The 20,905-nt window shown below is 42.7% G+C and carries 20 protein-coding genes; 1 reads left to right on the top strand and 19 read right to left on the bottom strand.

The window, feature by feature from the left end:
* Window positions 1–196: 196 nt before the first annotated feature.
* The 5 genes from PBAT_RS10590 to PBAT_RS10610 all read right to left on the bottom strand — a co-directional run bounded on the left by PBAT_RS10590 (window position 197) and on the right by PBAT_RS10610 (window position 6,050).
* Window positions 197–790 carry a class I SAM-dependent methyltransferase gene (locus PBAT_RS10590; RefSeq protein WP_068649315.1) on the bottom strand — a complete coding sequence of 198 codons (594 nt, stop codon included), beginning with the start codon at window positions 788–790 and terminating at the stop codon, window positions 197–199.
* Between the two features lie 167 nt (window positions 791–957).
* Window positions 958–1,245, bottom strand: a complete 288-nt coding sequence (locus tag PBAT_RS10595; protein WP_068649317.1) for a stage VI sporulation protein F — start codon at window positions 1,243–1,245, stop codon at window positions 958–960.
* Window positions 1,246–1,308: 63 nt separating this feature from the next.
* Window positions 1,309–3,360, bottom strand: coding sequence for an ATP-dependent DNA helicase RecG (gene recG / locus PBAT_RS10600; protein ID WP_068649627.1), 2,052 nt, complete (start codon window positions 3,358–3,360; stop codon window positions 1,309–1,311).
* Between the two features lie 20 nt (window positions 3,361–3,380).
* Window positions 3,381–4,238 carry a DegV family protein gene (locus tag PBAT_RS10605; protein ID WP_149466369.1) on the bottom strand — a complete coding sequence of 286 codons (858 nt, stop codon included), beginning with the start codon at window positions 4,236–4,238 and terminating at the stop codon, window positions 3,381–3,383.
* Between the two features lie 36 nt (window positions 4,239–4,274).
* The gene (locus PBAT_RS10610; RefSeq protein ID WP_149466370.1) at window positions 4,275–6,050 is read right to left on the bottom strand and encodes a DAK2 domain-containing protein; all 1,776 of its coding nucleotides are present in this window, start codon (window positions 6,048–6,050) and stop codon (window positions 4,275–4,277) included.
* A gap of 354 nt (window positions 6,051–6,404) precedes the next feature.
* Between PBAT_RS10610 and rpmB the strand changes: the two genes are divergently transcribed.
* Window positions 6,405–6,593 carry a 50S ribosomal protein L28 gene (gene rpmB / locus PBAT_RS10615; RefSeq protein ID WP_068537487.1) on the top strand — a complete coding sequence of 63 codons (189 nt, stop codon included), beginning with the start codon at window positions 6,405–6,407 and terminating at the stop codon, window positions 6,591–6,593.
* 144 nt (window positions 6,594–6,737) lie between these two features.
* On the opposite strand, the gene spoVM is transcribed toward rpmB, so the two are convergent.
* The 14 genes from spoVM to remA all read right to left on the bottom strand — a co-directional run bounded on the left by spoVM (window position 6,738) and on the right by remA (window position 20,860).
* Entirely contained in the window at window positions 6,738–6,818 is an 81-nt protein-coding gene (spoVM, locus tag PBAT_RS10620; protein WP_068537489.1) for a stage V sporulation protein SpoVM, read from the bottom strand.
* Between the two features lie 168 nt (window positions 6,819–6,986).
* Entirely contained in the window at window positions 6,987–7,649 is a 663-nt protein-coding gene (gene rpe / locus PBAT_RS10625) for a ribulose-phosphate 3-epimerase (RefSeq protein WP_068649321.1), read from the bottom strand.
* A gap of 5 nt (window positions 7,650–7,654) precedes the next feature.
* Window positions 7,655–8,578 carry a ribosome small subunit-dependent GTPase A gene (gene rsgA / locus PBAT_RS10630; RefSeq protein ID WP_068649322.1) on the bottom strand — a complete coding sequence of 308 codons (924 nt, stop codon included), beginning with the start codon at window positions 8,576–8,578 and terminating at the stop codon, window positions 7,655–7,657.
* A 49-nt stretch (window positions 8,579–8,627) separates the two neighbouring features.
* On the bottom strand, window positions 8,628–10,856 hold the full coding sequence (gene pknB / locus PBAT_RS10635; RefSeq protein ID WP_068649323.1) for a Stk1 family PASTA domain-containing Ser/Thr kinase: 2,229 nt from the start codon (window positions 10,854–10,856) through the stop codon (window positions 8,628–8,630).
* Window positions 10,853–11,629: a Stp1/IreP family PP2C-type Ser/Thr phosphatase gene (locus PBAT_RS10640; RefSeq protein ID WP_068649324.1), complete on the bottom strand. Its 777-nt coding sequence runs from the start codon at window positions 11,627–11,629 to the stop codon at window positions 10,853–10,855. Before PBAT_RS10640 ends, pknB begins: the two co-directional genes overlap by 4 nt.
* Before the next feature lie 7 nt (window positions 11,630–11,636).
* Window positions 11,637–12,677: a dual-specificity RNA methyltransferase RlmN gene (gene rlmN / locus PBAT_RS10645; RefSeq protein WP_068649325.1), complete on the bottom strand. Its 1,041-nt coding sequence runs from the start codon at window positions 12,675–12,677 to the stop codon at window positions 11,637–11,639.
* Window positions 12,678–12,831: 154 nt separating this feature from the next.
* Complete coding sequence (gene rsmB, locus PBAT_RS10650) at window positions 12,832–14,214, bottom strand: 16S rRNA (cytosine(967)-C(5))-methyltransferase RsmB (protein WP_084402963.1); 1,383 nt, start codon at window positions 14,212–14,214, stop codon at window positions 12,832–12,834.
* Window positions 14,211–15,149: a methionyl-tRNA formyltransferase gene (fmt, locus tag PBAT_RS10655; protein WP_068649326.1), complete on the bottom strand. Its 939-nt coding sequence runs from the start codon at window positions 15,147–15,149 to the stop codon at window positions 14,211–14,213. The genes rsmB and fmt overlap by 4 nt, the downstream gene beginning before the upstream one ends.
* 7 nt (window positions 15,150–15,156) lie before the next feature.
* Window positions 15,157–15,639 carry a peptide deformylase gene (def, locus tag PBAT_RS10660; RefSeq protein ID WP_068649327.1) on the bottom strand — a complete coding sequence of 161 codons (483 nt, stop codon included), beginning with the start codon at window positions 15,637–15,639 and terminating at the stop codon, window positions 15,157–15,159.
* Window positions 15,640–15,707: 68 nt separating this feature from the next.
* On the bottom strand, window positions 15,708–18,248 hold the full coding sequence (priA, locus tag PBAT_RS10665) for a primosomal protein N' (RefSeq protein WP_068649328.1): 2,541 nt from the start codon (window positions 18,246–18,248) through the stop codon (window positions 15,708–15,710).
* Window positions 18,248–19,468, bottom strand: coding sequence for a bifunctional phosphopantothenoylcysteine decarboxylase/phosphopantothenate--cysteine ligase CoaBC (coaBC, locus tag PBAT_RS10670; protein ID WP_068649329.1), 1,221 nt, complete (start codon window positions 19,466–19,468; stop codon window positions 18,248–18,250). The genes priA and coaBC overlap by 1 nt, the downstream gene beginning before the upstream one ends.
* A 269-nt stretch (window positions 19,469–19,737) precedes the next feature.
* Window positions 19,738–19,953, bottom strand: a complete 216-nt coding sequence (gene rpoZ, locus PBAT_RS10675; RefSeq protein ID WP_068589634.1) for a DNA-directed RNA polymerase subunit omega — start codon at window positions 19,951–19,953, stop codon at window positions 19,738–19,740.
* A gap of 60 nt (window positions 19,954–20,013) precedes the next feature.
* Window positions 20,014–20,586, bottom strand: coding sequence for a guanylate kinase (gmk, locus tag PBAT_RS10680; RefSeq protein WP_068649632.1), 573 nt, complete (start codon window positions 20,584–20,586; stop codon window positions 20,014–20,016).
* Window positions 20,587–20,599: 13 nt separating this feature from the next.
* Window positions 20,600–20,860, bottom strand: coding sequence for an extracellular matrix/biofilm regulator RemA (remA, locus tag PBAT_RS10685; RefSeq protein WP_006209218.1), 261 nt, complete (start codon window positions 20,858–20,860; stop codon window positions 20,600–20,602).
* Window positions 20,861–20,905 lie beyond the last annotated feature (45 nt).

Here is a 20,905-nt window from a genome sequence, read left to right on the forward strand (position 1 = left end):
ATCCTATCGCGCAGGAAATCTAGACACACCGTCGATAGCTCATGTTACCTAACCCTATGAGAGATAAGGAATGACATGTCTCACGATGGGGAAAAGCAACTGATACAAAGAGCTAAACTCGCTATTTTTCACATATAACGTAATAAGCATGATAATAATAAAGGGCTACCATAACAACGCTTTATATTCAGCCATTTCACCTTTCATCCGCTGAGGTTTCTTTCTGACAGACATAAATAAATGCTGGTGGAACGTTCATAGGTACAAACAGAATCTCCTTTATTTCAAAGTTATCGCTTAGCTGTTGTTTCATCTGTAACGAATATTGAAACGCAACAAAGAGCCCACCAGGATTAAGTGATAATCGAATTTGTTCGATTAAGCGGTCTCTCAAGGGCTTGGGGAAGTTATAAAAAGGTAGTCCACTTATAACACATTCAAGTTGAACGAGATCTTCTTGTTCCAAGACAGATTGAAGTTCACATCCATCCGTATAACATGTGAATTTGGGGAATTCATGTTGCAATTTCTTTTGCAAATAGGGATCTTTTTCAAAAAGAACAACTTTAGCACCTTCACGGACGGCTGCTTGGATATATTTCGTGATTGCCCCTGTACCCGCACCTAGTTCAGCAACGGCATGTACTTGGTCCCACGGGACAGCATCAATCATTTTTCGGGCTAAATATCTGGAGCTCGGAGTTACACTGCCGATTTGTCCTGGCGAATGTATAAACCGGGAAATGAATAAAATTTTTTCTTGAACTTTCGATTGTATATTTAATAACATATCATGTTGCCTCCCTTATTGAACACTTCTTATGCTATCTAATACATCTGCAGATAAAGTGAGGGAGATTCTGAATTTATTCTGAAGATTTGCTTGGCCTAGGGGTTATTCACACACAAAATAACCCCCGGGGCATCCCCCCGAGGGCTCTACATTCTAAGTATGAACTACCGAAACATACCCCATAGCTTAATCAGATGAAAGGTATTATTAGGATCAATACGCTGGCTTAAGACAAAACGGACAATTTGTTCTTCTTCAGCAGATGTAAACTTCTCGTTCAATACACTTCCTATGGACTTTACTAATCGCTGTACCTTAGGACCATTTTGTAAATCCTGTTTAGTAATGCCATCCAGGAGCCCTTTGACACGCTCTTTCAATGCTGGATTCTTCATCTTAAGCTTAATCCGCTCTACTAACTGCGGGCTGATTCCATACTGCTGATAACCCAAAGATAGGCACCTCCCGTCAATTCAACCTTTCCCAGTATATGACGACAGGGTTGTCCAATGTGCCTAATCCATCAGATTTTCTTGGAAAACCTCTTCTTGTTGTAGGTAATTCCGAAGTGGCTCATACGAGGTGGATGTCCAAAAGGAAGCATCGCCCACTAATACAGACACATCATCTCGTGCCTGTTCCAACACGGCGAAATCACTCACCATGTCCGCGAGTCTGAATTCGGGTAATCCACTTTGTTTCGTGCCGAAGAAATCTCCAGGCCCACGTAGATCAAGATCCCGGCGAGACACTTCGAATCCGTCATCGGTCTCCGTCATAACCTGCATTCGTTCTTGTCCAATCTCAGACTTGGGATCAGCAATTAATATACAGAATGACGCATGCTTCCCGCGTCCTACACGACCGCGTAGCTGATGCAACTGAGAGAGTCCGAACCGATCAGCATCCATAATGATCATAAGCGTAGCATTAGGTACATCAACCCCAACTTCTACGACCGTAGTTGATACAAGCAATTGCACTTCATTATTATTAAAAGCCTGCATGATTTCTTCTTTCTCCGCCGGTGTCATTCGACCATGTAGTATGCCCACACGATAGGAGGGAAAGGCTTGTTGCATTTGAACATGAAGATCAATCACATTCTGCACGTCGATCTTCTCTGATTCCTCAATTAACGGACAGATCAGATACGTCTGCCGACCTTGATCTACTTCTTTAGAGATAAAGCCAAGCACCCGGTCCATCAGACTATGCTTCACCCAGTACGTAGTAATCGGTATACGACCCTTAGGGCGCTCCGTAATTGTAGAGACATCCATATCACCAAATGCTGTAATCGCTAGCGTACGAGGGATCGGTGTCGCTGTCATCGTCAATACATCTGGGTTATAGCCTTTACGACGTAACACGCTACGTTGATTCACTCCGAAGCGATGTTGCTCGTCTGTGACGACCAATCCAAGATTTCGGAAGAATACCTCATCTTGAATCAAAGCATGTGTCCCTACGACGACATCGATCATTCCCATTTGTAATGATGCCAGAAGTTCCTTACGTTTACGTCCCGTCACACTACCTGTTAGTAGTCCAACTGAGATTCCAAAAGGTTCGAACAAACGGACAAGTGATCGCAAATGTTGCTCCGCCAATATCTCGGTAGGTACCATCAATGCGCCTTGGAATCCTGAACGCACCGAAGCATAAAGCGCAATAGCTGCGATAATGGTTTTACCTGATCCAACATCACCTTGAAGCAATCGATTCATACAATACGTTGCTCGCATATCACGCAAGATTTCGAGTTCCACTTTCTTCTGAGCATCGGTTAGTTCAAAAGGAAGACTTCTTACAAATTCGCGTACCACAGCGTTCTCCACAGTATGTACTACGCCATCCATTCGCCCTCTGGTCACCGCTCGGTAAGCCTGCATCTTCAACTGGAACAGGAACAACTCCTCATACACCATCCGCTGTCTGCCTCGCTGCCCTTCCTTGGTATCCTCCGGAAGATGAATAATAGAAATAGCCTGCTTACGCGGCAACATTTTATACTTTTGCAAGATGTCCTGTGGGAGTATCTCTGGAATCAAGTCGCCATATTGCTGTAGCGCCTGCGCTATAATTTTACGGATCCACGTCTGCGTGATTTTAGCCCCTATAGAATAGACCGGTTGTAGTGTACCGCCTCGCTTCACGCCTTGATCTGGGAACTCCGAATCTGACACAGTCAGCTGCATCCGCTGTTGTTCCCACTTACCATTCAATATAATCTCACGACCTGCTGTTAATTGATCACGTAGAAATGTACGGTTGAACCATGTCGCTGTAAACATACGCTCTTCAGCTATCATCTTACAGCTTAAGCGTGACTTACTTCCATATCGCTGCATGACAGGTATCCCTACCACCTTAGCTTGTATGGTGATCTTATCTCCGCTCTTCACTTCACTTAAAGAACGAAGACGGTAGTCCTCATAACGATAGGGATAATACTCCAGTAAATCTTTGACCGTAAAAATACCAAAAGCGTGAAGCTCTCCTTCTTTAAGAGAACTCACGCCACGAACCTGTTTAACTGAAATTCCATTCAACTGAAGACTCATATTCATCATCTACACCTCATTTAAGCGGGCCATATAAATACAGCAATAGTCCCTGTTCCCACATGACTTCCTACGACAGAACCCACGTTCGTTAGCACGACTTCTTCCAACTTGTAATGAGCTGAGAGTTCTTCCAAGAAAGACTCTGCCGAAGCAGGATTGGCTGTATGCCCCACCGCCACATTTATTGTTTCAATATTACCTAAGTCTTGTTGAAATAGTTCGATCATTCGTGCTATAGCCTTTTTACGGCCCCTTACCTTCTCAACGGGATATATAATGCCTTCTTGGTCAATAGAGAGAATCGGCTTAATGTTAAGTAACGTGCCAAACAAAGCTGCAGCTTTACCGATTCTTCCTCCCTTTTGCAAATATTCTAACGTATCTACAAGGAAATAAAGCTTACGACTCTTACGCATTTGTTCCACGGCTACAACAATATCATCTACCGCTATGCCTTGATGAGCAAGACGTGCAGCATGTACAACCAGTAAACCAAAACCATAAGAAGCCGATAGGGAATCTACAACAGTAAGATCCACATTCTCATTCATCATAGATTTAGCGATAAGAGCAGATTGATAGGTACCGCTTAATGCAGAAGAAATATGAATAGAAAGAATAGATGCATCTGGATGTTCTTGTTGAATTTGCTCGTACACCCGTACATAATCCGCAGGAGAAGGCTGAGATGTTGTTGGCAACTGCTCAGCCTGACCTAACCGTTCATAAAATTCTTTGGCCGAAATCTCCACTCCGTCTAGAAACGACTCGTCTCCAAACTGCAAACGAAGTGGAACAACGTAAATACCATGACTCTTCGCTAACTCTTCTGGAATATCAGATGTGCTATCCGTGACAATAACGGTATGTGTCAAAGAAATCCCCCCTCTTACATGTAACATTACGAATATTTAAGACTCTACTGAGAATAGATAATAATAAATAGGCTGTCCGCCCTCATGAATCTCTACTTCAGCTTTAGGATACTTCTCTTCTAACCAAGCACTCAATTGTGCTGTCATTTCAGGATCAGCCTCTTCACCTGTAAGCACAGTCACAATCTCGTCATTATTCACCAGCATTTGGGAAAGCAAGCTTTGGCAGGTGTCGAGTAACGTTGCGTTAGCCGTTATAATTTTTGAATTCTGAATACCAATATATTGTCCTGCCTTAATCTCTAACTCATCAATGACCGTATCTCTAATCGCATGAGTAACCTGACCCGACTTCACATGTGCAATAGCTGCTAACATATTCTCGGTATTCACATCTGTACTTTCTTCTTCTAAAAAGGCAAAAGCCGCAGCCATTCCTTGAGGTATACTCTTACTTGGAATAACCGTTACACTGCGTTCTCCCTCCAATAATTCCCGAGCTTGCTGCGCAGCCAGTACAATGTTGGAATTATTCGGTAGAATATAAATATGTTGCGCAGAGATCGCTGAAATCGCATTCACAAAATCCTCAGTGCTTGAGTTCATGGTTTGTCCACCAGAAAGAATAGCATCTACACCCAAGCTTGTGAAAATATCGGAGATACCTTGTCCAGAAGACACCGCAATAAATCCATAAGGCGCTATTTCATCAGCAGGAGGTTCAGCTGATGCTGGTGTTGGAACTTCCGCATTCATAGGAATATCAGCAAATATTTCCGCCATCGGAGAAACATCTACACCTGATGAAAGTAAATCACGATGCTGTTCACGCATATTCAGGATATGAATTTGCGTTATTTCTCCATATTTCAAAGCCAGATTCAGAACTTCACCCGGAGTCTTAGAATGCACATGAACTTTAATAATTTCGTCATCAGGAATAACGATGATAGAGTCTCCATTTATTGACAACAACTTTCGGAATTGCTCTTCATCAAATAGAACTCCTTGTGCCTCCCCAAGCTGACGGTTAATGAAGAATTCCATATCATATAGAAACTCAATATCTTCCGTCTCTAATCGAGATTGCGCACTCATAGGAATATCCAAGCCTCGTTTAGCTACCTGAATCGGTGCTTGGTTGACATCTGGAGCTTTTCTTGAAGACAATTGCTCCACTGATTTCAGACCAGTTCCATACTTTAAATGTTGTAGAAATCCTTCATAAATGTAAACCAGACCCTGTCCACCCGAATCTACCACGCCTACCTGCTTAAGAATTGGCAATAGTTCTGGCGTCTGGGATAGTGTTTCTTTCGCTTGCATAAGTACTTGTTCCATCAACTCTATGATATCAGTAGTCCGTCTGGCGAAGTGTACAGCATGCTTAGCCGATTCCTTGGCTACCGTGAGGATTGTACCCTCCACAGGCTTAACTACGGCCTTATATGCCGTCTCAACGCCTACCTGTAAGGCTGCAGCGAATTGTTGCGTGTTCAGTTCTTGATATGGTGCTGCATAACGTCCAAACCCACGGAACAACTGAGATAGAATAACGCCTGAATTACCTCGAGCTCCCATGAGGAGTCCTTTAGACAATACACCCGAAATATGTCCTATAGATTCAGAATTATTCTTCTTTAACTCAATCACACCTGCAGTCATCGTCAAATTCATGTTTGTTCCCGTATCTCCATCTGGTACCGGAAATACGTTAAGGGTATTGACATGCTCTGCATGTTGCTGTAATTGTTCCGCTCCGAGCAAGACCATCGCGGCAAAATCTATTCCATTCAAAGTACGCATAATCAAGTGAGAGATCCCCTTCCTATCTTAATACACCAACAACTGGCATCTTTATTTATATTTTATTTTATAATACTACATCACAATCGAATTTACGTTCTTTCATTCATCAATCAAAGATCAACAAATTTTTTTCGAAGTGTGAACCCCCTCGGGTCTATGTTGTCAAATCAAGTGAAAACCCTATCACACCAGCATAATTCACTCGTATCTATACGTTTAATATAGACTATATAATATTGTACTATAAGAACCAAAAGAAATAAATGTTTTTAGGATGGTTGACTAAGCATTTTTTGCTGTGATAGAATATATAAGTATTGTTTTATGCAGGTGTATTGGAACAAGGAGGTGTAATCTATGTCTCGCAAATGTTATATAACAGGTAAAAAACCAGGCACTGGTAACCATGTATCTCACGCCAACAACCGCAATCGTCGTACTTGGGGCGTTAACGTTCAAAAAGTTCGTATTTTGGTGGATGGTAAACTAAAACGCGTCTACGTTAGTACTCGTGCTTTGAAGTCAGGTAAAGTCACTCGCGCCTAATATCTACAACAGCATATAAGCAAAAAGCACCTTGTTTTCATCAGGTGCTTTTTTCATTCCTCAGACCGTGTGTATTTTGATTCTATCCTAAGCCGCGGTCCGAGGTTTTTTTTCATTGGACGGCATGCCAGAGAACGATAGCGGTCAATTCTTGTGAAATGTGTTAAGAATGGCTTTGACAAACCCTCCCAAAAACCTTGGTAACTTGAATGTGTAAAATTTCATGTCTCACCCTCCCCATCATTCTCATGCCTTCCGATATTGATCCACTGAGCCTTCACTGTGACTGACAACAAAAAAGGCTACATGAGAATTCTGCTCATGTAACCATATTTATGCGAGGACAGCGTACCCTATGACTCATAGTCATAATGGACAAAGGTGAAATTACTCTTACTTCCCTTCGATGCTAGCTCTAATCTGAGAAATCGCTAGGGCTCTGTTGCTTTGGCCATACACAGCACTACCAGCAACCAATACATCTGCACCTGCTTCTACAACCAATGGAGCTGTATCTACGGTAACTCCACCATCAACCTGTATATAAACATCAAATAATGAAGCTTCATTTAGAGATTGACGTACCTCACGTATTTTGTGAAGTGTACGAGGGATGAATGACTGTCCTCCAAACCCAGGATTCACCGTCATGATCAGGACCAAATCAAGATCTGGTAATACTTCCTCTAAGACAGACACGGGAGTCCCAGGATTAATAGCAACCCCTGCGAGAACGCCCATTTCCTTTATCATATGCACAACCCGGTGCAAATGTGTACAAGCTTCGGCATGTACAGTAATGACCTTCGCACCCGCCTTCACGAAATCGGCAATATAACGTTCAGGTTGTTCGATCATTAGATGTACATCAAGTGGAAGCGTAGTATAGTGCTGAATGGCACTAACAATGGGAGGACCTAACGTAATGTTAGGGACAAAATGCCCGTCCATCACATCAACGTGGATCCAATCTGCCCCACCTGCTTCAACTTCGGCAATCTCCATTCCTAACTTAGCAAAATCTGCAGACAATATGGATGGCGCAATTTTGATCATTTCTGTCAATACCTCCGCTTTTTATCTTTCATCTCTGCATAGAAATGAACATAATTATCATAGCGTATCTGTGCAATTTCACCTTTATCCTTAGCCTCAATCACCTTACACCCTGGCTCATGTAAATGACTACATCCCCTGAACTTACACTCTGCAGCGTAAGGCTCGAACTCCCTGAAACAAGCGGATAAGTCACCCACTTCCATCTCCAAGAAGTCTAGTTGACTAAACCCAGGCGTATCTGCAACAAATGCGCCATTATCCAATTCTATGAGCTCAACATGCCGGGTTGTATGTTTACCTCTTCCTAGCTTCATGCTAATCTCATTCGTCTCTAGGTTAAGACTTGGCATTAATGCATTCAGAAGAGATGATTTACCCACGCCTGATTGTCCAGAGAATACGCAAATGTGACCAGCAAGACGTTCGCGCAATTGCTCTTGGCCCCTCCCCGTAAGGGTACTCGTCACAATAACCTCGTATCCAATTCGTTCGTAGAGTTCTTGTACATACGTAATAGGATCATTCTTAGCAATCTCTTCACCCTCTAGCAAGTCCTGCTTCGTCAGACAAATCAACGTATCGAGTCCAGAGTTCTCGATATGCACTAGGAACTTATCCAAAAGTGGTAAATTCAAATCCGGCTCACGTAGAGAAAATAACAACACTGCAAACTGAACGTTGGCAATCGGGGGCCGAATCAATTCAGAATGGCGTGGCATGATTTCATTCACAGTACCTTCATTATGATCCGATAAGGAATACACGACATGATCTCCTACCAAAGGAGATATTCCTCTATTTCTAAATACGCCACGAGCTCTACATTGAATCGCTGGTTGCCCTTCCGTAGTTACCGCCTTGCCATTTTCAATCGGCTTAACGTAATAATATCCGCTCAGCGCTTTTACGATTACACCATCTGGCATACATGAATGGCCTCACTTTCCAAAGAACTATGGATGGTTACACGAAATATCAGGGTTTAGCAGAAGTCACTACCATCCCTTTACTATTACCGTTATTAGCGTTTTTTCCGTTATTACCCTTATTAGAATTATCCTGTTTATGTTTGTTAGCTTTATCTTTACCAGAAGTATTCAAGGCCGTTGTATCCACATCTTCTGGATTGTCAGGATTGTCAGGATTCTCATTTGGATCCGGCAGCACATCTGGTACATCCGTTGGCAAGACTGGATCTATCTGAGGAAGAACTACCTCTGGAACGGAACCATTCTTAACATCTCTATAAGAGATATGATGCGTATCAAATAATTCTCCATCACGATAGAGGTATACAACAGCATCCTTTTCAGGACCTAGTACTAAATCAATAGAGAGTACTTGCGTTGTATTAATGGTTCTTGTACCCCAATCCTTCTTTTCACTATCTTCATATCGCGCATCAGAATATTCAATACGGATTTTGCTCTTTTTGCCCTCTTCAGCGGGTGCGACAGGCACATTAAACGTATAATTCAATGCATCTTTTGGATACCCTGTACTCACAGTAATATCTACTTTATCGCCCACAGAAATAGGTAGGTTGGCATCAAAAGGCCACTGCTTCATTACTTTTCCTTTTTCCACCTTGAAATCCGAGGACTCCTCGACAAGACCTAGCAATAAGCCGGCTTCCTTAAGTATACTTTCGGCTTGTTTCTGTGACTTTCCTACCAAATCCGGCATTTTAATGGTTTCCTCACCCTGACTGACCGTTAGAACTATTTGAGCTGTATCCATATCATCAATTGGGGTATTAGCTTCTGGATCTTGTCCTATAACCGTGCCAGAAGGTTGATCGCTGAACTCAGATTTTTCGGTAATGTTCGTTCCTTTAATCCCAAGGTCAGTCAGTATTTTTGATGCATCCTCAAAGGTTTTGTCCTTAAGAGAAGGCATAGGAACCAAAGGTTTCGCAATGCTTACAGAAAGCCGAATGGAGGAACCTTCCTTAACCACAGTTCCCTCCTTCTTACTCTGTTCATACACCATACCTTCGTCAAAACCTTCTTTATACTTGCGTATTATAGGATCCTCAATGACAAGCCCAAGTGCTTTTAATTCAGCAATAGCCTTTTCTTCTTGCACATTAACAACATTCGTAATGGTTACATCAGGAACAACTAGTATTGTTTTTACATACCAGATCACACCGACCATACTTATCAATATAAATAAAGTTAATGAAATCCAAAGTGTAGGCCTAACCCACTTCTTCTTTTGTCCACTATTTACAGGCTTCTCGCCTTCATCATCCTCATCAAATAGAGTCGACTTGTTTCGTTTGTTAGAAACAGCCCCCCTTGATACTGGCTTAATCGCAGGCATAGCGCGGGTCTGATCCACGTCCACTTCAGAGAACTGTATTCTAGGCTCATTGCGCCTCTCAGGAAGTAAACAAGTCTCCAAATCCTTTAACATCTCTTTGGCAGATTGATATCGTTCCTGAGGATTCTTACGCATCGATCTAAGAATAACATTCTCTACACTTTGTGGAATAAGTGGATTCGAATCCCGAGGATCATCGAAATCCTCTTGCAAATGTTTCAAGGCAACACTAATCGGACTTTCCCCCAAGAAGGGTAATGTTGCAGTCAGCATTTGATATAATACAATCCCCAAAGAATACAGGTCTGACTTCTCACCTGTATTCACCCCTTTTGCATGTTCAGGGGAAAAGTAATGAACGGATCCGATAACAGAGCCTGTCTGAGTAATCGTTGTCGATGTTACCGCACGAGCGATTCCAAAATCAGTTACCTTCACGCGACCATTCCGACCGATAAGAATATTATGAGGCTTGATGTCCCTATGAATGATTTGATTCTGATGTGCATGATCGAGCGCATCACAAATTTGCGATGCAATCCTTACAGATTCTTCCACCTGCAAGGGTGCCCGCTCTTTTATAATCTCGTTCAAATTATATCCTTCAATATATTCCATAACGATATAATGAATTTCATCTTCTTGCCCTACATCGTAAATACTCACAACGTTTGGATGTGAAAGAGAGGCGGCAGATTGTGCCTCCCGACGGAAACGCCGAATAAACTCTTCATCATGCACGAACTGTTGGCGTAATACTTTAATGGCCACGTTCCGACCCAGCAGAATATCATGGGCTTTGTATACGAGTGCCATCCCACCCCCGCCGATTCGCTCTATAATCTCATAACGACCACCCAATTCGTGTCCGATCATGAATCCCACTCCTTTATACTTGCCACTAGAACTTCATCATCAAGTTCAAACAGGGCGACAGTGATATTATCCTCGCCTCCTGCTAGAAGTGCTAGTTGCAATAGACGATCTGCTCGTTCCCCAAGCGTTATTTCTTGTATCCCAGCGATTTGTCCTAAGTGTTGACAACTCACTCTATTGCTAAGACCATCACTACATAGAAGCAATACTTCCCCCTGTGCAAGTGTAACCGGATCGAAATCGACAGTAACTTCTGGATCTGTCCCCAATGCTCTAGTAAGCACATTTCGTCTTGGATGAGTTTCTAATTCGGCCTGGGTGATCTGTCCACTTTTGTATAGTTCATTAACAAGTGTATGATCTTCCGTCAGTTGAATAGCTTTACTTCCACTCACTTTGTAAGCACGACTATCTCCAATATGTCCAATCCATCCCGAACATCCATCCAATAACAAAGCAACAACCGTTGTTCCCATATTGCGATAATCTTCGTTGTTCGCAGCTTCTCGATGTATAATATCATTTGCATGTAAAATTGCATCGCTAAGTGCTGCACGTAAGCCTTCGGAGGACATGCCCTTCTCAAGAGCAGATAAATCAGTAAATATTGTATCCACTGCAAGTTGGCTTGCCTTGTCCCCCGCTTGATGTCCACCCATGCCATCCGCAACAATTCCAAGCGTATACCCTGAATCTGTATAACATACCCTCACAGAATCCTCATTTACCGAACGCACGCGTCCGATATGGCTAACATGAATATGATTGATCAAAGTTATCTCACCTCAACTCCATATGCTTGGCCCGTAGCTGTCCACAGGCGGCCGCGATATCGTGGCCCTGTTCCCGCCGAATGGTTACATTCACTCCATTTTCTGCAAGAATACGTTGAAATTGAAAAATATCACTACGTGAAGTTCGTACATATTTACGCTCAGGTACATGGTTGACTGGAATTAGATTCACATGACACAACATATCTTTGAGAACACCTGCAAGCTCCTGAGCATGCTCAGGCTGATCATTGACGCCTCCAATTAAGGCATACTCAAAAGATATTCTACGACCTGTCTTAGCTTGATAATATCTTAAAGACTCCATCACGTCATCAAATGGAAAACGTCGATTAACTGGCATTAGCTTCGAGCGCAACTTATCATTTGGTGCATGAATAGAAATCGCAAGATTAATTTGTGTATTCTCATCAGCAAATTTATATATGTTCGGAACAATCCCGCTTGTTGAAACGGTAATGTGCCGTTGACCAATATTTAGACCTTTCTCATGAATCATAATCCGTAGAAATTTCATTGTAGCATCATAATTCTCAAATGGTTCTCCAGTACCCATAATAACAATACTACTGACACGCTCATTTTTAGCATCTAATATTTTTTGAGCTTGGACGACTTGAGCCACGATCTCACCAGCAGTCAAATCCCGCTTCAACCCACCTAAAGTAGAAGCACAGAAGGTACAACCCACTCGGCAACCCACTTGAGTCGTTACGCAAACACTGTTACCGTAATTATGTTTCATAACAACGGTCTCAATCGCATGATCATCATGTAGTCCGAATAAGAATTTAACGGTTCCATCCTTGGACTCGAACTTTGTTATTTCAGAAAGGGTTACGAATTGGAATTGATCCTCCAACTTTTGGCGTAACTCTTTGGATAAGTTACTCATGTCTTGAAAATTACTAACTCTCTTTACATACACCCAATCAAAAATTTGCCCTGCGCGGAATGCTGGTTCATTGTTCTCTTTAGCCCACTCTTGAAGATCGTCTAAGTTGTAATCATATATAAAGGGTTTCATTTTTATCCCACCTGCTTTTTTATTCAATATACATATTGATATACATATCGTTTCTCATTCTTCCTATTTTAACACAAATAAATGGAACATTAAAAGAGAAAACCCGCTAAACCTTGGGGCTAGCGGGTTTAAATAAAGCTAAAACCATCAAATACTAAGAAATTCGTTGCATCCGTGCAATGAAAAACCCGTCACTTCTAAAGTGTTGAGGTAATATTTGTATGCCTTGACCCTGAGATCCAGTCATTTTGTGTAATTCAGACCAAGATGATGGCTCGTCAACAGGAAGCCCGAATTCCGGATGATTATCCAAGAAACGACTGATCATCTCTTCATTCTCCTGTGGTTCGATCGTGCATGTGCTATACACCAGAATGCCTCCCACTTTTAACAATGGTGAGATCTTCTCTAACATTTCATATTGTAAGCTCGCGATCTCTTCAATATCTGCGGGCGTTTTGGTCCATTTCAGATCAGGCTTCCGACGTATCACGCCAAGTCCTGAGCAAGGAGCGTCCAACAAAATGCGGTCGAAGGATGCTTCAGCATATTTATCTCCCAAATTCAATGCATCCCCCACGGTCGTTTGAATAGAATCAAGACCCAAACGTTCCGCCTGTTCCCGAATAAGTTTCTCTTTATGCGGATATTGATCGTTAGCAATGACCACACCATCATCTTTCATTAATTCAGCGATATGCACTGACTTACCACCTGGTGCAGCACAACAGTCTAATATTCGCATACCAGGCTTCGATCCGACCGCTTCACCAACGAGCATGGAACTTTCATCTTGAACGGATAAGAACCCATCACGATACCAGTCTGTTAAAGCCATATTCCCACCACTTCTAACGAGAATACCAACTGACGTTAGGGGAGACGGAATTACTTCCATACCTTGATCTATCATGTCTTGAAGTAACTTCTCGCGACTGATCATCGTTGTGTTAACACGCACACTAATAGAAGGTGGTTCATTGTTCGAAGCGCAGATAGCCTCTGCTGTTTGTTCCCCGTATTGCTTGATCCAGCGCTTCACCAACCACCTTGGATGCGACTGTTCTAACGAAATTCTTTCAAGGGGGGTAAGTCCTTCTGGCAAGATTAAATCATCCTTACCGCGAATTACACTTCGCAACACACCATTGACCATACCTGAGATCCCTTGATGTCCTCTACTCTTAGCGATATTAACCGCTTCATTCACGACAGCGTGAGGTGGGATGCGGTCCAAGTACATCAATTGGTATAAGCTCATACGCAATAGACTTCGTACCCAAGGCTGAAGCTTGTCCATCCCTTTACTAACAAAAGGTCTCAAGAAATAATCGAGCGTATTCAGACGAGCGATTGTACCATATACTAATTCCGTTGCTAATGCAGCGTCTTCTCGAATAAGCGAAGCTCTCTGTAGTCCTGCATTCAACTGCAGATTGCTATAAGCTCCTTCTTGTTCCACCCGAGTCAGTACATCCATCGCCAACTCACGAGCTGTGAGTTTATGCCCTTTGGCCGGCTTACGATCGTTACTCATGATAGCACCGTTCCTTCAACCATACTAGTTCCTCGAATGAATGCATCGACTTCCAGCACTTTTTTTCCACTTGGCTGCACTTTAGTAAGCCAAATAGAACCGTCGCCTGTCTTCACTTCTATTCCACGTTCATTTAACTGAAGAACGGTACCAGCCAGAATTGAATCATGAGATGAGGTTTCTGGAGATGGCGTAGCCGCCCATATTTTGAAAACTTCATCTTCCCACATTGTGAAAGCACCTGAGAATGGAACTAATCCTCGAACCTGATTATATATATCACGAGCGCTACGATTCCAATCGATTTGCTCATCTTCACGCTTAAGGTTAGGCGAATAGGTTGCTTCGTCATCATTCTGTGGAATTCTAGTCACTTCTCCTTCGAGAAGATGAGGTAGTTGTCTTTGAAGTAATGTTGCTCCTACTTCACTAAGCTTCTCAAATATCGTCCCTGAAGTATCTTCTTCCTCAATAGCGATTTCTACCTGCGCTATCATATCTCCTGTATCTAACCCTTCAGCCATATACATAAGAGTAATACCCGTTACTGTCTCTCCATTTATAATGGAGCGCTGTATAGGTGCTCCACCTCTGTACTTGGGCAACAGAGAACCGTGGATATTAACACATCCACGGAAAGGAAGGTCTAATACTGCTTTGGGCAAGATCTGCCCATAAGCAGCAGTTACAATTAAATCAGGCTTATAAGCTGCGAGTTCAGCAACTGCTTCAGGACTACGCATACGCTGTGGCTGTAGTACAGGCAATCCGTATTCAAGAGCAACTTCCTTCACAGGCGTCGGAGTAAGTACCCGCTTACGTCCCTGTGGACGATCGGGCTGAGTCACAACTGCGACAACATTGTACCCATTTTCAAGTAACATTCGCAAGCTGGGAACTGCAAAGGCAGGTGTACCCATAAATACGATATTCATGAAGCCGTCATTCCTTTCCAAGTCGTTCTGGAATTTGTTCGTACACCTTCTCAGCAATATCAGTAAAGATTACACCATTCAAGTGATCAATCTCATGCAAGAAGCAACGCGCTAGTAGCCCGCTTCCTGTAATCGTTATTTCCTTACCGTCTTGGTCAAGGCCTTTGACTGTCACTGTCTCTGCACGTCGAACATCCCCATTGATTCCAGGAATACTCAGACATCCTTCAGGACCGAACTGTTCTCCTTCGGATGAGACCAACTCAGGATTGATCATCTTGATCAGACCATTCTCGTCTCCTACATCCACTACAATTAAACGTTTCAGAATACCAACTTGAGGGGCTGCAAGACCTACACCTTCTGCGTCGTACATCGTATCAGCCATATCATTCAATAATTTCTGAACATTCGGTGTAATTTTAATTACCTCTTTAGCGATTTGATGAAGCACTTCATCAGGTTCTAACACAATAATTCGAATTGCCATTGGTCTTAACACCTTCCTTAACAAAAGTCTCATGTATAATCATACGATTCATACTTACTTTATGTTCCTCACATTAGCATTTGTGGATCAATATCTATGCTAATCTGAAAATTCTTATCGTGAAGCGAATCTTCTATCTGTGCCGCCGAATCTAAGACAAGCCCGATCGCATCGATGTTCCCACGCCATTTTATCATACATTGGAATCTGTATCTATTTTTAATCCTAGGAATGGGTGAAGCAACCGGTCCAAGTACATCTAGTGCATCTGGTGTTAGTCGATCGAGATTGCCGAACCATCCACGTTGTCTGGCCTTTCCTTGTAAGGTTGAAGCCATATTCTCAGCCATCCTCAACAGTAGCGGCAGTTGTTCATGTGACATCGTCACAAGAATCAATCGACAATAGGGTGGATAATGAAGTACACGGCGATGATCGAACTCTTCTCTTACAAATGAGCTATAATCGTGACCACTCGCATGTATAATAGAATAGTGCTCAGGTGTATAGGACTGAATGAGTACCTCGCCCGGTAAATGGTGTCGTCCTGCACGACCAGCAACCTGAGTTAACAGTTGAAATGTTTTCTCAGCAGCACGGAAATCAGGTAAATTTAATGCAGAATCTGCGGTAATAACACCTACGAGTGTAACATCCGGGAAATCCAAGCCCTTAGCCACCATTTGAGTTCCTAGAAGTACATCCGCTTGTCTATCGCCGAACTGCTTCAGTAACTTTTCATGGGAACCCTTCTCTGTTGTCGTATCCACATCCATCCGAATGACACGAATACCGGGAAACAACTTCGCTAACTCTTCTTCCACACGCTGAGTACCTGTACCGAAATACCGAATATGCTCGCTACCACACTCTGGGCACACTTGAGGAACGGGTTCCGCATAACCACAGTAATGGCAACGTAAATTATTCGACTTCTGATGAAACGTAAGTGAAATATCACATTCTGAACATCCAGCTACATACCCACAACCACGGCACATCACAAAAGTGGAATATCCACGGCGATTTAGTAACAGTACCATCTGTTCTTTCTTCTCTAATCGTGAAACGATAGCAGCATGCAAAGATCGACTAAACATCGACCGATTGCCTTCACGCAATTCCTCACGCATATCAACAATTTCAACATCAGGTAATTTATTTCCCAATGCACGTGTTGGCATTTCAAGTAACCAAGGTGAGAAGTCCGGATTCGATTGAGATTTAGCAGCATGATAAGTCTCCAAAGAAGGTGTTGCAGAACCTAGAATCACCACAGCCCCAGAGCCTTGCGCACGACGTACGGCAACATTTCTGGCATGATATTTCGGACTCTCTTCTTGCTTGTAAGAGGATTCATGTTCTTCATCCATGATGATTAACCCCAAATTTGTAAAAGGAGCAAACACCGCAGACCTAGCTCCTACCACAACCGAAGCCTTACCTTCACGGATTTTACGCCATTCATCATACCGTTCTCCAGCGGATAATCGGCTGTGCATAACAGCAACCAAATCACCGAAGCGTCCTTTGAAACGTTCCACCATTTGTGGTGTCAATGAAATCTCAGGTACGAGAACAATAGCCTGTCTGTCTTGTTCCAAACAACGTTGTATGCTTTGCAAATAGACTTCAGTCTTACCACTACCAGTCACCCCATGAAGAAGAAACACACCATGCTTATAAGAATTCAATGGATACATGATTTGATCATAAGCGCGTCGTTGTTCTTCGTTCAGAGTCAGTGGCGTTGTCGGTTTGAAATGCCTACCCTTATAGGGGTCTCGCAACACTTCATAATCATCAAGCGTTACATACCCTTTATCAGCTAGACTCTTCACCGTTCCTGAAGATACCTGAAGAGCAGACATGATTGTTTTCATAGCAACTGGGAGAAAGTCCTTCGAGTCCACAATAAATTGAAGTACTTCCTTCTGGCGAATAGCTTTGGCTGGGAATTGATCAATAATTTCTTGAGCATCCTCGCTACTGATTGCTAAATTAACGCCCTTGAGCGTTTTTTTCTGCATCTTGTCCTTAATCGACTGATTCTCTTGCAGAACCCCTCGCTTTAACAAGGATTTCAAAGCCACTGCGCATTCTGGAAAAGCCCTACTGAGTTGTTGTGTCGTCACGCTACCCTTTTGATCAATGAACGCAATAATGTCCTGTTCTTCTTTATTCACAGATGACACTTCCGCAAAGAGCGTATCACGATATTCATTAATCTCATGTTCAGGTACATCTGAATGATTGATAGAAATATGACGTTCTGCTTTTCCCTTCAGAGCAGTAGGAATCATCACCTGTAGCGCTGTAATGAAACGGCAAGCATACTCGCGACTCATCCATTGAGCTAACTCTATCAGTTCCGGGGAGAGCGGCGGAATAATATCTAGCACTTCTTGAATCGGCTTCATTTTGAAGGTTTCCGTCTGTGACTGTGGATCTAGCGAAATTACAAATCCTTGAACGGTTCGATGTCCAAAAGGTACGCCTACCCGGCTTCCAACTTCTACCCAATCTTTCATCGACTCCGGAATCAGATAGTCGAACGGACGATCGGTTCCCCTAGCAGGAACATCGACGATGACTTTAGCTATTTGCATCAAGAGTGAACACCACATAATCGTTCTGCCATAATGGTAAGTAAACGGTAAGCAACTTCCTCTTTAGAGAGCATAGGCAATTGTTCTACCAGACCATTCTTATCGTGAATTTGCACAATATTCGTATCTGAGCGGAATCCCGCACCTTCCGTTGACACATCATTAGCAACCATTAAATCACAGTTTTTACGAACTAGCTTCTCGCGTGTGTACGTCTCTACATCATTGGTTTCCGCTGCAAAACCTATCAGGAACTGAGACTTCTTCATTTGACCAAGTTGCTCCAAAATATCTACAGTCTTCACCAATTCAAGTGTCATGGTATCACCGGACTTCTTCATCTTCTGATCTACGGCATTCCGAGGACGGTAATCGGCTACGGCAGCAGCTTTAATGAGAACATCCGTGTCTTCCCACAATTCCATAATAGCATCATACATATTTTGAGCAGACTGAACAGGAATCACATGAATACCTTTCGGAGGCGTAACATCAATATGTCCTGCCACGAGTGTTACTTCTGCTCCCATATCACGAGCTACCTTAGCAATCGCAATTCCCATTTTACCCGATGAATCATTCGTAATGTAACGAACCGGATCGATTCGCTCGATTGTCCCACCCGCGGTAACGATGATCTTTTTGCCTTCTAATAGCCTAGGCTTGTCTTGAACGACTTCAGCAAAATACTGCTCAACTACTTGTACAATACTCTCCGGTTCTTCCATACGCCCTTTTCCAACATAACCACAGGCCAATAAGCCTTCCCCAGGCTCTATAAAAGATACACCACGCGACTCAAGTATCCTCATATTCTCTATGACAGCAGGATGCTGATACATATGCACATTCATAGCAGGTGCCACCATAATTGGTGCTGTCGTGGCTAACAACGTCGTTGACAACATATCATCAGCAAGTCCATGCGCCATTTTGGCAATCATGTTGGCAGTCGCAGGCGCAATAATTACCAGATCTGCTAGATCTGCCAAGTTAATATGGGAAACGACCGAAGGTTCACGCTCGTCAAAAGTATCACTGTACACCGGATTTTTAGATAGTGACTGCAATGTGAGTTCCGTAATAAATTGTTGTGCTGAAGAAGTCATGATGACGTGGACATCTGCACCCTTTTGCACAAGTCTACTGCACAGCGTTGCCGCTTTGTAGGCTGCAATTCCACCGCTAACACCAAGCACTATTTTTTTACCGTTCAACATGTATACTCCCACCTTTCATCTAGAATACATAAGAAGAAACGGTTGTGCCTTCCTTTTTTTGTAGGAAGACATCCGTTTCTTCAAGCAAACAACGGCAATGCTACCTCTTTCAAGGAAGGTATCCGTCTTCGCGGAAATATAAGAAATAGAGTACCAAGTGTAACTTCACCTTATATTTTGAAAAAAAACAACAACCTTACGGTTGTTGGGTAACAAAACGTCATACGGATATTACAGAAACGCTAGATCATTATGCTTCTTAAACAAAATTACTTGTTGTTCTCTTCCCCAGTACCTGGTTCAATAACAATTAGATCAGCATATATTTCTTCAAGTGCAATACCAACGTTCTTATGAGATTTAGCTTCTTTAAGCGTTGTTTTTCCGCCTTCGCGCAATTGTCTTGCACGACGGGAAGAAGCTACAACCAACGAATACTTACTGTCAACTTTGTTCATCATTTCATCAATGGAAGGATATAACATGATAGGACACCTCTTCTTTTATTATGAAGTTCACTAATAGTAGTCATTTGTGAACTACTACTAACCTCTAACCTTACAATGTTCGGCAATAACAATAGATTCTATTCGCTTGCATGCCTGATCAATCTGATCGTTTACCACAGCATAATCATAATGCCCTACTAAACCGATCTCATCAACCGCAACTGAGAGTCTATGATCAATCGTTGCCTGAGTCTCCGTGCCCCGACCGCAAATACGATCTTTCAACTCATCCAATGATGGTGGAAGCAAGAAAATAAATATGCCTTCTGGAAACTTCTCTTTCACCTTAAGTGCACCCTGTACTTCAATTTCTAGAATAATATCTTTTCCACTTTGCAGTGTATCTTCTACGAAATCACGAGGTGTACCATAGTAGTTACCAACATATTCAGCATATTCAAGAAGTTGTTCATTTTCCATCATATATTTGAATTCATCATGGGACTTGAAGAAATAGTTCACACCGTTCTCTTCACCAATGCGAGGAACACGTGTCGTCGCAGACACCGAATATACCAAATTATCCATCTTACCTCGAAGCGCATTACATACAGTTCCTTTACCAACCCCTGACGGGCCGGATAATACAATTAATAATCCTTTAGACATATTACTCTCCATCTTATTCGTCATTATCATCATCTTTGCTGGATAGACGATGAGCAACCGTCTCCGGTTGTACCGCTGATAATATGACATGATCACTGTCAGTAATAATGACAGCTCTCGTCCGGCGTCCGTAGGTTGCATCGATCAGCATATGCCGGTCTCTCGCTTCCTGGATAATCCGTTTAATGGGCGCAGATTCCGGGCTAACGATTGAAATAATACGGTTAGCTGATACGATGTTCCCGAAGCCGATATTAATGAGTTTGATTGCCATATCTCAGTTCTTCCCCCTATACATTTGACACAATGCTGCCCAGAA

It is taken from the genome of Paenibacillus antarcticus (assembly GCF_001637225.1).
GTDB classification, from domain to species: domain Bacteria; phylum Bacillota; class Bacilli; order Paenibacillales; family Paenibacillaceae; genus Paenibacillus_AQ; species Paenibacillus_AQ antarcticus.

Bases quoted from the DNA above. Each gene is read 5' to 3' on its own strand.
- PBAT_RS10590 (WP_068649315.1), bottom strand. From the start codon at position 790: ATGTTATTAAATATACAATCGAAAGTTCAAGAAAAAATTTTATTCATT.
- recG (WP_068649627.1), bottom strand. From the start codon at position 3,360: ATGAGTCTTCAGTTGAATGGAATTTCAGTTAAACAGGTTCGTGGCGTG.
- rpmB (WP_068537487.1), top strand. From the start codon at position 6,405: ATGTCTCGCAAATGTTATATAACAGGTAAAAAACCAGGCACTGGTAAC.
- spoVM (WP_068537489.1), bottom strand. From the start codon at position 6,818: ATGAAATTTTACACATTCAAGTTACCAAGGTTTTTGGGAGGGTTTGTC.
- rpe (WP_068649321.1), bottom strand. From the start codon at position 7,649: ATGATCAAAATTGCGCCATCCATATTGTCTGCAGATTTTGCTAAGTTA.
- rsgA (WP_068649322.1), bottom strand. From the start codon at position 8,578: ATGCCAGATGGTGTAATCGTAAAAGCGCTGAGCGGATATTATTACGTT.
- pknB (WP_068649323.1), bottom strand. From the start codon at position 10,856: ATGATCGGACACGAATTGGGTGGTCGTTATGAGATTATAGAGCGAATC.
- rlmN (WP_068649325.1), bottom strand. From the start codon at position 12,677: ATGAAACCCTTTATATATGATTACAACTTAGACGATCTTCAAGAGTGG.
- rsmB (WP_084402963.1), bottom strand. From the start codon at position 14,214: ATGAGTAACGATCGTAAGCCGGCCAAAGGGCATAAACTCACAGCTCGT.
- fmt (WP_068649326.1), bottom strand. From the start codon at position 15,149: ATGAATATCGTATTTATGGGTACACCTGCCTTTGCAGTTCCCAGCTTG.
- def (WP_068649327.1), bottom strand. From the start codon at position 15,639: ATGGCAATTCGAATTATTGTGTTAGAACCTGATGAAGTGCTTCATCAA.
- priA (WP_068649328.1), bottom strand. From the start codon at position 18,248: ATGCAAATAGCTAAAGTCATCGTCGATGTTCCTGCTAGGGGAACCGAT.
- coaBC (WP_068649329.1), bottom strand. From the start codon at position 19,468: ATGTTGAACGGTAAAAAAATAGTGCTTGGTGTTAGCGGTGGAATTGCA.
- rpoZ (WP_068589634.1), bottom strand. From the start codon at position 19,953: ATGTTATATCCTTCCATTGATGAAATGATGAACAAAGTTGACAGTAAG.
- gmk (WP_068649632.1), bottom strand. From the start codon at position 20,586: ATGTCTAAAGGATTATTAATTGTATTATCCGGCCCGTCAGGGGTTGGT.
- remA (WP_006209218.1), bottom strand. From the start codon at position 20,860: ATGGCAATCAAACTCATTAATATCGGCTTCGGGAACATCGTATCAGCT.